9 protein-coding genes are annotated in these 11,941 nt (G+C 70.6%); 4 read left to right on the plus strand and 5 right to left on the minus strand.

Annotated elements, in window-relative coordinates; all coding sequences use genetic code 11:
• A complete protein-coding gene (locus BLW75_RS09900) occupies positions 1-924 on the minus strand; it encodes a hypothetical protein (RefSeq protein WP_034311728.1) in 924 nt (307 codons plus the stop codon).
• Between the two features lie 60 nt (positions 925-984).
• Between BLW75_RS09900 and BLW75_RS09905 the strand changes: the two genes are divergently transcribed.
• From BLW75_RS09905 to BLW75_RS09920, 4 genes are all read left to right on the plus strand, one after another.
• Positions 985-3,774, plus strand: a complete 2,790-nt coding sequence (locus BLW75_RS09905; protein ID WP_241783579.1) for an FHA domain-containing protein — start codon at positions 985-987, stop codon at positions 3,772-3,774.
• Between the two features lie 190 nt (positions 3,775-3,964).
• Positions 3,965-5,179: a glycosyltransferase family 4 protein gene (locus tag BLW75_RS09910; protein WP_103746172.1), complete on the plus strand. Its 1,215-nt coding sequence runs from the start codon at positions 3,965-3,967 to the stop codon at positions 5,177-5,179.
• On the plus strand, positions 5,173-5,880 hold the full coding sequence (locus BLW75_RS09915) for a class I SAM-dependent methyltransferase (RefSeq protein ID WP_034311725.1): 708 nt from the start codon (positions 5,173-5,175) through the stop codon (positions 5,878-5,880). Before BLW75_RS09910 ends, BLW75_RS09915 begins: the two co-directional genes overlap by 7 nt.
• Entirely contained in the window at positions 5,877-6,836 is a 960-nt protein-coding gene (locus BLW75_RS09920) for a prenyltransferase/squalene oxidase repeat-containing protein (protein ID WP_091597255.1), read from the plus strand. The genes BLW75_RS09915 and BLW75_RS09920 overlap by 4 nt, the downstream gene beginning before the upstream one ends.
• A gap of 39 nt (positions 6,837-6,875) precedes the next feature.
• Here the strand turns inward: BLW75_RS09920 and whiA are convergent, their stop codons facing one another.
• The 4 genes from whiA to uvrC are packed head-to-tail and all read right to left on the minus strand — an operon-like array spanning position 6,876 to position 11,710.
• Positions 6,876-7,865: a DNA-binding protein WhiA gene (gene whiA, locus BLW75_RS09925; RefSeq protein ID WP_034311722.1), complete on the minus strand. Its 990-nt coding sequence runs from the start codon at positions 7,863-7,865 to the stop codon at positions 6,876-6,878.
• A complete protein-coding gene (locus BLW75_RS09930; protein WP_034311720.1) occupies positions 7,856-8,857 on the minus strand; it encodes a gluconeogenesis factor YvcK family protein in 1,002 nt (333 codons plus the stop codon). Before BLW75_RS09930 ends, whiA begins: the two co-directional genes overlap by 10 nt.
• The gene (gene rapZ / locus BLW75_RS09935; RefSeq protein WP_034311885.1) at positions 8,844-9,701 is read right to left on the minus strand and encodes an RNase adapter RapZ; all 858 of its coding nucleotides are present in this window, start codon (positions 9,699-9,701) and stop codon (positions 8,844-8,846) included. Before rapZ ends, BLW75_RS09930 begins: the two co-directional genes overlap by 14 nt.
• A 50-nt stretch (positions 9,702-9,751) precedes the next feature.
• A complete protein-coding gene (gene uvrC / locus BLW75_RS09940) occupies positions 9,752-11,710 on the minus strand; it encodes an excinuclease ABC subunit UvrC (protein ID WP_091597259.1) in 1,959 nt (652 codons plus the stop codon).
• Positions 11,711-11,941: the final 231 nt, after the last annotated feature.

An 11,941-nucleotide genomic window follows, 5' to 3' on the forward strand; every position in this document is an offset into this window, starting at 1 on the left:
TTACGCCTGCCCGCCGCGGGTTAACGCCTGGGAGAGGACCTCACCGGTGCGGCGCTTCGCGAGGTAGAACGCCGCCTCGTGCGGTTTCGCCCCGTTGTCGACCGTGTAGCCGCTGTCCAGGACACCGTCGGCGCCGGGGAACAGCCCGCTGAGATCCGGCCGCGCGGCGACGAGATCGTCCCGGTCGGCCAGGTTCACCCAGCGCGCGACGCCGGGTGGGACGGACGGCGGCTGCGGACGGGTCCGTTCGTAGACCACCGTCCGCAGGCCCAGCGGTGAGCCGAGGGTGAGCAGCAGCGGTAGCGGACGGCCGTGCAGGTGGGCGGCTTCGTAGGCGACGACGGAACCGAGCGAATGCCCGACGATCACCTCGGTCTCCGGCCCGATGTGCTCGGCGACGCGCTCCTGCACGCGTTCCCGGATCGTCTCGTCGGTGAGGTACAGCGTCACCTGTTTGAGCGCCTTGACCACCACGCGTTCGGCGAACGCGACCCCGAGCCTCGCGAACGGCTTCAGCCGCACCAGCGCGTTCAGCACCGGACGGGCCGCCGCGCGTACCCCTTGGGTCTCCCCGGCCGGGCCGACGAGCTGGGCCAATTCGGCCTTCGCCCGCTCTCGGTCCGTCTCGCGGGACGCCGACTCGGCCGCGTTCCGGAGCCATTCCGCCGCCAGTGTCTCGGCGAGCGCCCACTCGTCCGCGGTCAGTTCGTCCGCGCCACCTTGCTGGCCGTCCTTGCGGAAAAGGTCGCCGTAGAAGGCCATCCGCGCGTCTCCGGGCCGGGCGTCGCGCCACACGGCGTCGGCGAGCGCGGCGTCGCCGGCGAGCCGGACACCGCCCGCGAGACTCGGCAGCCATTCGGCCTCGAGGGTATCGGCGGACTTCTGTTCCTGAGCGATGCCGTGCACCAGAACGATCCGAGCCATGGCGCACAGTATCGCGGGCCGCCCTTGCCGGTGACCGTCCGATGAGACAAAGTGATCTCCGTGGGAGAGCGCAGGTCGTTGGTGGTCGCGTCGCAATGCGACTCACTGAACCTTCTCTCGTTCCTCCCCGACGCGGGGCATCAGGTGTCGACGGCCCTGCTCGATCCCGAGATCGGCGGATGCGTGCCCGCGCTCGAAGACGGCCGCGGCCTGCTCGTCGACCCGACCATGGTCGAGCTGGACGACGCGCTCGTGGAGGCCTTCGAGCGCGCCTCGGAAGACGAGGCGACGCTCTTCCTCTCGCTCGTCGGCCACGGCGAATACGCCGACGACGACTTCTACTTCCTCACCAAGGACACCGGCCTGCCGGTGGACAGCCGCCGGTCGTTCCTGTTCGCCCAGCGCATCAAAGAGCTGCTCGGCCGCTACTCGACGCTGGACGGGCTGGTGATCCTGCTCGACACCTGTCACGCCGGCATCGGGGCGAGGCAGGCGGGCCAACGCTGGCTGAGGATCGTCGGCGAAGCGGGCAAACGTTTCGACCTGCTCACCGCCTCGGACGACCGGGTCGCCGCCAACGGATGCTTCAGCCGGTCGCTCGTCTCGGTGCTGCGGTCGGGGCACGCGGAGTTCGGCGAACGCGTCCGGTGCGCGGATCTCAAACGGGTGATCACCGGCCTGTGCCCGATGCAGACCGCCATCCACCTCGGTTTCGACGGCACCCGTGAGGTGACCGAGGCCGATCAAGGGCTGTGGCTCGCGCTGAACTCCTCCCCCGCTTGGCGGCGTTCCCCGCTGGCGGGGAACCCGGCCGCGCCCCGGATCGAACGGCTGACCGCGAACTACCGGCAGGATCCGAAACTCGGTGAGACCGTCGGACGTCTGCTCACCGGCGCCCGGCTGGTCGCGATCACGGGTGAAGCCGGCGCGGGGAAATCGACCATGCTGGCCGCGCTCGCCCGGCCGTCGGTGGCCGGTTCCTATGTGCCGCCCGACTTCCTGCACGGCGTCCTGTTCGCGAGCCGCGGCGACACGGCGGAGCGGCTCGCGCGGGAACTCGCCCGCCAGTTGCGGCGCACCGTGCCCGGTTTCGCCGAAGCCGAGCAGGCGCACCATGCCGGGCTCGACGACGCCGTCCGCAGTGGTGCCAGCGTTTTCGACCTGGCGCTGCTCGGTCCACTTCGGACGCTCGCTCCACAGTGGACCGGAGCGCCGGTGCGGATCGCGATCGACGGGCTCGACGACCTCGACCCCGACGTCCGGGAACGCCTGTACGGCCTCGTCCGCAGCCTTGCGACGGATCCGGGCCTGGAGCTGGTGACGACGGTCGTGGCGACGCGGGATCCGGCGCGCCTCCCGCCCGCGGCGGAGGTTCCCCTGATCCTGACCGGCGGTTTCGAGCCGCCCGGCGGAGGGTGGCCGACCGTGGATCCGCGGCCTGCTCCCGTGACACGGGAGCCGGAGCACATCGGCGGCTGGGGCGGCCAGGACACCGGTTCGCCGACCTCACCGAGGATCACCCCGGCCACGCTGATCATCGACGTCCCCGGTCAGCCGCCCGCCCACCACGAGCTGTCCTTCGGGCTTACGACCCTCGGCCGCAGCAGGAACGCCGCGATCCGGCTCGGGGACTCGCGGGTGTCCCGGCTGCACTGCAAGATCCGCTGGGACGGCACGAACGCGTGGCTGACCGACCTGGATTCCGCCAATGGCACCTTCGTCAACGGGCAGCGGGTGCCTGCCGCCACGCTGGCGCATGGTGACGTGCTCCGGCTCGGCGATTCGACGGTCACCTTCATCAGCGTCACGCAGGTGGACGACCCGGAAGACGAAGACATGTCCGACGTCGAGCCGGGCACCGGCGCGGTGGCCTCACCGCGGCCGGGACACGCGGTCCTGCTGGACCTGCTGACGCTGGCCGCCACCCGCGGGCCCATCCCGATCTCGATCCTCACCGCGGCGAGCGCGGCGGCGGGTGGACCGGATCGGCGGGTCCACGTCCGCGACTTCCTGGCCGGGCTCGGTGACTCGGTCAGCCGCACGCGAGCGGGCCTCGCCGACGAAACCGTCCTGTGGACCTCCGACGCGCCCGCACTTTCCCCAGATACGGTGACCCGGCTCCACGCCCGGCTGGCGGCGGCGACCTCGGAGGTGGCACTCGTGGCCGGAGACGACGAGCCGACGCTGGAACAGGGCTACGCGGTGGCCAACGAGGCCGAGCACTTCTGGCTCGCCGGACTCCGCGAAGACGCCCTCGTCGCGTTGGAGCGCCGGGCGTCCCACATCCCCGTCGAGAACCGGGAACGCTGGGCGGCCTGGGCGAAGCGCGCCGAACGGGAGCTCGGCGAGACCGACCGGATGACGCTGCGCTGCAAGGCACGGCACGCGACGTGGACCGGCAAGGCGGGCGACGCGGCCGCGGCACTCGCCCGGTTCGAAGAGCTGCTTCCGATCGCCACGGCCACCCTGTCGAGTGGCGACGAAGAGGTCTTGAGCATTCGCCACAACGTCGGATACCTCCGAATGGAACTCGGCCGCTTCGAAGAGTCCCGGGCGGCGTTCGAAGCCCTTGTCCGGGACGCCACCCACGCTCTCGGAGCCGGCCATCGCGAGACGCTGCACGCCCGGCACTTACTCGCGGTGGCGACCGGCAAGACCGGGAAGGGGGAGGAAGCCCTCCGCCTCTCCAGGGAACTGCTGCCGCAGGCGAAACAGGCACTGGGCGACGACGAGATCGTCGGCCACGTGCGGCACAACATCGCGTTCTGGAGCGCCGAAATCGAGCAACCCCCCCCCCGTCGTTTCGGAGTATCGACAGCTCCTCGACGAAGCGAGGGGACGGCTGAGTGAGCGGCATCCCGACGTCCTCGACCGCCGTTTCGGTCTCGCGCTCGCCCTCGCCAAGGCGGGCCAGGTCACCGAGGCGCTCTCGCTCTGGACCCTGCTGCTGGACGATTCGGTCGAGGTCCGCGGCGAACGGCACGGCGAAACCCGGAAGATCCGCGAGCAGCTCGCCTATTGGGGTACGCGGGAGTGAGCGGTGAGCGCACTGCGGATCGCGCTCCTGACCTACCGCGGGAACCCGCGCAGCGGCGGTCAGGGCGTGTACGTCCGGCATCTGAGCCGCGAACTCGCCGCGCTGGGGCATCACGTCGAAGTGCTGTCCGGTCCTCCGTACCCGGAGGTGGATGACGGCGTGCGGCTGACGAAGATCCCGGGACTCGACCTGTTCGCGGAGCCGACTCCCTTCCGGACACCGCGGCCGGGGGAACTGCGCGATCTGCCGTCCTGGGTGGAGTTCGTCGGCATGCGGCGCGGCGGCTTCCCCGAACCTCTCGCGTTCTCCCTGCGTGCCGCGCGCGCTCTCGCGAAACGCCGGGGCGAATTCGACATCGTCCACGACAATCAAGGGCTCGGCTACGGAATGCTCCATTGTGGACTGCCGACGATCGCCACCGTCCACCATCCGATCGCCGTGGACCGGGCGTTGAAGCTCGCCACCGTCACCGGGCACGACGCGGCACAGGTCAAGCGGTGGTACGGGTTTGTCGACATGCAGCACCGGGTCGCGCGGCGGCTGCCCACGCTGACGGTGTCGCGGGCGTCCCGTGCGGCCATCGGCCGGGAAATGGGCGTGCCGGAGGACCGGATCCACGTCGTCCCGCTCGCCGCCGACACCAGGATCTTCCGGCCGCGTCCCGAGATCCGGCGGGTCCCGGGACGGGTCGTGGCCACCGCCAGCGCGGACGAGCCGTTGAAGGGGCTCGATCAGCTCCTGTCGGCGTGGGAACGGATCGAGGGCGAACTGGTGATCGTCGGCAAACCGAAACCCGACGGCCCGGCGGCGCGGGCGCTCGCCCGGCTCGGCCCCAGCGCCGGCGTCCGCTTCGTCAGCGGGCTGACCGACGACGAACTCGCGCGGTTGCTCTGTTCCGCCGAAATCGCTTGTATACCCTCGTTGTTCGAGGGGTTCTCGCTCCCGGCCGCCGAGGCGATGGCCTGCGGGACGCCGGTCGTCGCGACGACCGGCGGGGCGCTTCCCGAGGTCGTCGGCGACGCGGGGATCCTGGTGCCGCCGGGTGACGTACCGGCGCTCGCGGAAGCGCTCATCAAGGTCCTCGGCGACGAACACCTCCGCGCCGACCTCGCGGCCCGCGGCCTGGAGACGGCCGGAGCGCTGAGCTGGCGGCGCACCGCCGAGGAGACCGCGGCGTACTACCGGCGTGTTCTCGGCCGGGAGCGTGCGGGATGCTGACCGTCGACTTCGGCCGGTTCCCCGTCGGCCCCGGGGACCGGGTGCTGGACCTCGGCTGCGGCGACGGCCGTCACGCCTACGAAGCGTACAAACGCGGCGCGGACGTGGTCGCCGCCGACCTCGACGACATCGCGCTCAAACACGTGCGGGACATGTTCGCCAACCTGGCGCAGGCGGGTGAGGCTCCCGCCTCGGCTTCGGCGCTGGCCGTTCGCGCGGACGCCCTCCGGCTTCCGTTTCCGAGCGGTTCGTTCACGCGGGTGATCGTGGCCGAGACGCTGGAGCACATCCACGCCGACCGGACGGTGCTCGCGGAGGCGAGCCGTGTGCTGGCGCCCGGCGGCAGGCTGGTGGCGACCGTGCCGCGCTGGTGGCCGGAGCGGATCTGCTGGCTGCTCTCGGACGCGTATCACGAGGTCGAAGGCGGGCACATCCGGATCTACCGCCGCCGCGAACTGCTCGGCAAGCTCAGGGAAGCCGGGCTGTCGACGACCGGCGGCCATCACGCGCACGCCCTGCACTCGCCGTACTGGTGGCTCAAATGCGCCGTCGGTCCCGACGAAGAGCACCGGCTCTGCGCGCTGTACCACCGGTTCCTGGTCTGGGACATCATGCGGAGTCCCCGGCCGGTGCGGTTCGCCGAGTGGGCGCTGAATCCAGTGCTCGGTAAGAGCCTCGTCGTCTACGCGCGCAAACCGTGAAGGCCACCGCCGCGACGATCGCGGCCGTGCAACGGCCGGACGGCGGGATCCCGTGGGAGACCGGTGGTCACCTCGACCCGTGGAACCATCTCGAAGCCGCCATGGGCTTGGACGTCGCCGGGTTCGGGGCCGAGGCCGAAGCCGCCTACGACTGGCTGGTCCGGAACCAGCGTCTTGACGGATCCTGGGCGGCCCGGTACCACGGCGGCGGAATCGACTTGTCCACTATGGACACGAACTTCACCGCCTACGTCGCGGTCGGGACCCGGCACCATTTCCTGCTGACCGGGGATCGCGCCTGGCTGGACCGGATGTGGCCCGTCGTGGACCGGGCCGTCGACGCCGTCCTGCGGCGACAGCAACCGTCGGGCGCCATCCCCTGGCGCGACGACCCCGGAATCCGGCTGGTCACGGGATGCAGCAGCATCCACCACGCGCTGACGCAGGCACTGGCGCTCGCGTCCATGGTGGGGCTTGACCGTCCACATTGGCTGGACGCGGCGCACCGGCTGCGGGCGGCCCTGGTCGGCGAGCCGCGGCTGTTCGCGGCGAAACCGCACGCGATGGACTGGTACTACCCGGTTCTGGGCTCTGTGGTGACCGGCGCCGACGCCTCGGCGCGGCTGGCGGCGGGCTGGGACCGGTTCGTCGTACCCGGGCTGGGGGTGCGGTGCGTGCACCACGAGCCGTGGGTCACCGGTGGGGAGACCGCCGAACTGGCATTGACCCTCGCCGCCCGCGGAGACCGGGTCCGCGCGAGCGAACTCCTCGCGTGCCTTGCCCGGCTACGCCACGACGACGGCTCGTACTGGACCGGGTATCAGTGCGCGGACGGGGAATTCTGGCCGGACGAGCGCACCACGTGGACCTCGGGCGCCGTCCTCCTGGCGACCGCCGCACTCGATGGCGACCCGGCCACCTGCCAAGTCTTCGGCGAACAACCTCGTGAGTGGTAAGGACGGTTAGAACCGTCCTTACCACTCACGAGAGTGACGTCAGGCCTCGTCTTCTTCGAGCATGTCCGGCGTGACCGCGGATTCGGTGTCCGGAATGCCTTGTTCCTTCGCCTTCTTGTCGGCCATCGCCAGCAGGCGGCGGATCCGGCCGGCGACGGCGTCCTTGGTCATCTGCGGCTCGGACAGCTGGCCCAGTTCTTCGAGCGAGGCCTGCCGGTTCGACAGGCGCAGTTTGCCCGCGGCGAGCAGGTGATCCGGCGCGGATTCGCCGAGGATGTCCAGCGCGCGCTCCACCCTGGCCGCCGCCGCGACGGCCGCGCGGGCCGACCGCCGCAGGTTCGCGTCGTCGAAGTTCGCGAGCCGGTTCGCGGTGGCGCGCACCTCGCGGCGCATCCGCCGCTCTTCCCAGGCGAGCACGCTCGTGTGCGCGCCGAGACGGGTCAGCAGCGCGCCGATCGCGTCACCGTCACGCACCACGACCCGGTCCGCGCCGCGGACCTCGCGCGACTTGGCCTGGATCCCCATCCGCCGGGCGGCACCGACGAGCGCCAGCGCGGCCTCGGGGCCGGGGCAGGTCACTTCGAGCGACGACGAGCGCCCGGGTTCGGTGAGCGAACCGTGCGCCAGGAACGCGCCCCGCCAGGCGGCTTCCGCGTCGGCGACGCCACCGGACACGACGGCGGCGGGCAGCCCGCGCACCGGACGGCCGCGCTGATCGATCAGGCCGGTCTGCCGCGCGAGCCCCTCGCCGTCCTTGACCACCCGGACGACGTACCGCGTGCCCTTGCGCAATCCGCTGGAAGAGATGACGTGGACGTCGGACTGGTGTCCGTACAGTTCGTGGATCTCCTTGCGCAGCCGCCTCGCCACCGAACCGGTGTCGAGTTCGGCCTCCACCACGACGCGGCCGGCCACGATGTGCAGCCCGCCCGCGAATCGCAGCATCGACGCGACCTCCGCGCGGCGCGGGCCGATCTTGGTGATCTCCAGCCGGCTCAGCTCGTCCTTCACGGCGGCGGTCATCGCCATCGCTGCCCCTCCATACCTTCAGCTCCTCCCCCGGTGAGACCGAGAGCGTCCCGCATACAGCCCGCGAGCGCATCAGGATCATGCCGCCCCGTCACGACCGGGTCAGCCACCGCCCCCAGCAACGCCCGCGCGCCCAGTCTCCCGGCAGCGTCTCGCAACCGGGCTGGTGAGGGCACCGAGTCACGGTCCGCGATGACCGCGTCCACCCGCAATTCCGGGGCGTGTTCGAAGAGTACGTCCAAATGCTTCTCCGGCGAGAACCCCGCCGTCTCCCCCGGTTGGGGGATCAGATTGAGGATCACGACCTTCGTGGCGTCCGTTCGGAGCAACGCGTCGTGCAGATCCGGTACCAGCAGATGGGGCAGCACACTGGTGAACCACGACCCCGGGCCGAGGAACACCACGTCCGCGTCGAGCACCGCCTCGATCGCCTCGGCGCAGCCGCGCGGCGGCCGATCGGCCTGGCCGGACGGATGCAGGCTGATCCGGTGCACCTGCCCCGGGGTCGTCGCCACCGCCACCTGACCGCGGATCCGCCGGACCGCCTCGGGATTCTCGGCGTCCAGCCCCGAAACCTCCCCCTGGATCTCCAGCGGTTCGGGTGACATCGGCAGGACGCGCCCGGAGATGCCCATGAGCCTGCTCGCCTCGTCGAGCGCGGCGACCGGATCACCGAGCACTTCGAACAGCCCGGCCAGCAACAGGTTCCCGACCGCGTGCCCGGCGAGCGCGCCGTCGCCGCCGAAACGATGCTGGAACACCTCCGCCCACAGGGTCCCGCCGTCTTCGGCGGCGAACGCGGCGAAGGCCTGCCGCAGGTCGCCCGGCGGCAGCAGCCCGAGTTCCCGGCGCAGCCTGCCGGAGGAGCCCCCGTCGTCCGCGACGGTGACCACGGCGGTGACCTGCGAGGTCACCCGGCGCAACGCGGTGAGGGTGGCGTGCAGGCCGTGCCCGCCCCCCAGTGCGACCGCGCGCGGATCACTCGCGGCCAAGGTCGCGGTGCACCACCTTCACGGCCATACCGTCCTCATTGGACAGACGCTGGGCGAGTTCCTCGGAAATGGCGACGCTGCGGTGCTTCCCGCCCGTGCAGCCGACGGCCAGCGTCAGGTACCGCTTGCCTTCACGCTTGTAGCCCGCGCCGATCAGGCGCAGCAGCTGGTGGTAGCGGTCGAGGAACTCGTCCGCGCCTTCCTGGCTGAGCACGTAGTTGCGGACCTCGCCTTCGAGACCGGTGTGGTCGCGCAGTTCCGGGATCCAGAACGGGTTCGGCAGGAACCGGACGTCCATCACCAGGTCGGCGTCCATCGGCAGGCCGTACTTGTAGCCGAACGACAGCACGGTGACGCGGGTCTGCGTGCTCGCCTCGGAACCGAAGGCGTCCTCGATCTTGGCGCGCAGGTCGTGCACCGAAAGCGACGACGTGTCGAGCACGAGGTCGGCCTCCTCCCGCAGCGGCTCCAGGAGCGTGCGCTCGGCGGTGATGCCGTCGGCGAGCCTGCCGTCGCCCTGCATCGGGTGACCGCGGCGGACGGCCTCGAACCGGCGCACCAGCACCGCGTCGGTGGCCTCCAGGAACAGGACGCGCGGCTTGTACCCGCGAGCGTCGAGGTCCTTGATGACCGACGCCAGGTCGTCGGTGAACGCGCGCGAGCGCACGTCCATCACCACGGCGACCTTGGTGATCGCGCCCCGCGCCTGCGCGCCGAGCTCGACCATGGTGGCGATCAGTTCGGGCGGCAGGTTGTCCACCACGAACCAGCCCAGATCCTCCAGGCATTTCGCGGCGGTGCTGCGGCCGGCGCCGGACAGACCGGAAACGACCGCGACCTCCATCCCCGAACCGCGGCCTTCTTCTTGCGCACTCACGATGGTCCCTTCACCGGTCACGAACTGGACTCCCCCGCCGTCTGCGGCTGCTCCCCTGCGAGTGCCGCGACGACCGCTTCGGCGGTGCGCCTGCCGAAGCCGGGCACCGCCTCGATCTCCTCTATCCGCGCTTCGCGGAGTTTCTTCACCGAGCCGAAGTGCTTGATCAGCGCGGTACGGCGAGCCTGCCCCAGCCCGGGCACGCCGTCCAAAGCGGACACCTGCATCCGCTTGGACCGCTTCTCCCGGTGGTACCGGATGGCGAAGCGGTGCGCCTCGTCACGCAGCCGCTGCAACAGGTACAGCGCGTCGGAGGTGCGCGGCAGGATCACCGGATCGGGATCGCCCGGGAGCCACACCTCCTCCAGCCGCTTCGCCAGGCCGACCACGGCGACGTCGGTGACACCCAGTTCGGAGAGGACGTCCGCGGCGGCGGTGGCCTGCGGGCCCGCGCCGTCGACGACGAGCAGGTTCGGCGCGTACGCGAACTTGCGCGGCTTGCCGGTCTCCGGGTCGATGCCCGGACGGTCCGGATCGACCTCGGCACCCTCGGCGTTTTCCTTGAGGTAGCGGTAAAAGCGGCGGCGGACGACCTCGGCGATCGAGGCGACGTCGCCTTCTTCCGCGGCCTCGCGCAACGCGAAACGCCGGTACTCGGACTTGCGCGGAATGCCGTCCTCGAACACCACGAGCGACGCCACCACGTCACTGCCCTGGATATGGCTGATGTCGACGCATTCGATGCGCAGCGGCGCGGTTTCCAGCGCCAGGTAATCCTGCAGTTCCGCCAGCGCGGCCGAGCGGGCGGTGAGGTCGCCCGCACGGCGCAGTTTGTGCTGAGTGAACGCCTCGCCGGCGTTGCGTGTCACGGTCTCCGCGAGCGCGCGCTTGTCCCCGCGCTGCGGCACCCGCAGGCTCACCCTCGACCCCCGCAGCCCGGAAAGCCATTCGCCGAGCGCTTCCGCGTCGGCGGGCAACTCGGGCACGAGGACTTCGCGCGGCACCGGCGACCCGAGGTCGGGGTCGTCCGCGCGTTCGGCCTCCTCACCGTAGAACTGCGTGAGGAAATGGTCGACGAGGTCCTTGACGTCCATCTCTTCGGCCTTGTCGATCACCCAGCCGCGCTGGCCGCGGACCCGGCCGCCGCGCACGTGGAAGACCTGGACGGCGGCTTCGAGTTCGTCGTGGGCGAAGGCGACGACGTCGGCGTCGGTGCCGTCGCCGAGCACGACGGCCTGCTTCTCCATGGCGCGCCGCAACGCGCCGAGGTCGTCGCGCAGCCGGGCCGCGCGCTCGAACTCCAGCTCTTCGGACGCGGCCGCCATTTCCTGTTCCAGGCGGCGGATCAGCGCGTCGGTGCGGCCGGCGAGGAAGTCGCAGAAATCCTCGACGATCGCGCGGTGTTCGTCGGCGGAGACCTTGCCGACGCACGGCGCGGAGCATTTGCCGATGTAGCCGAGCAGGCAGGGCCTGCCGATCTGGCCGTGCCGTTTGAAGACGCCCGCCGAGCAGGTGCGCGCCGGGAAGACCCGGAGCAGCAGGTCGAGCGTTTCGCGGATGGCCCAGGCGTGCGCGTACGGACCGAAATACCGCACGCCCTTCTTGCGCGCGCCGCGATAGACGTGCAGGCGCGGGAACTCCTCGTTCATCGTGACGGCGAGGACCGGATAGCTCTTGTCGTCCCGGTAGCGGACGTTGAACCGCGGGTCGAACTCCTTGATCCAGTTGTATTCCAGCTGGAGCGCCTCGACCTCGGTGCTCACCACGGTCCACTCGACGCTCGCCGCCGTCGTCACCATCTGGCGGGTGCGCGGGTGCAAGCCCGTGATGTCGGCGAAGTACGAGTTCAGCCTGCTGCGGAGGCTTTTCGCCTTGCCGACGTAGATGACCCTCTTCGTGGCGTCACGAAATTTGTACACGCCAGGGGCGTCCGGGATGCTCCCCGGCGAGGGACGGTAGGTGGTCGGGTCAGCCACGCCGCCAAGCCTATGGGGCACCACCGACAGTCTTGCGAGCCCCCATGCTCTAGCCCTCATTCGAGTGGCGCCTACCACGATGCGGTCCGTATTTCATTACGTATACCGACCTAAGTCGGGTCTTCGGCCGGATCCGACGTTCGTTGGTTCCTATCGGGTGAACCGGGTGATTACTTTCCGTCCCAGTTCCACTTCACTCGGTTCTTCGTCAGATGACGCTCGAAAGGACTC

It is taken from the genome of Amycolatopsis lurida, assembly GCF_900105055.1.
GTDB lineage: Bacteria > Actinomycetota > Actinomycetes > Mycobacteriales > Pseudonocardiaceae > Amycolatopsis > Amycolatopsis lurida.

Coding starts and splice junctions, on each gene's coding strand:
- rapZ (WP_034311885.1), bottom strand. CDS start 9,701: ATGGAGGTCGCGGTCGTTTCCGGTCTGTCCGGCGCCGGCCGCAGCACC.
- BLW75_RS09915 (WP_034311725.1), top strand. CDS start 5,173: ATGCTGACCGTCGACTTCGGCCGGTTCCCCGTCGGCCCCGGGGACCGG.
- BLW75_RS09900 (WP_034311728.1), bottom strand. CDS start 924: ATGGCTCGGATCGTTCTGGTGCACGGCATCGCTCAGGAACAGAAGTCC.
- whiA (WP_034311722.1), bottom strand. CDS start 7,865: ATGGCGATGACCGCCGCCGTGAAGGACGAGCTGAGCCGGCTGGAGATC.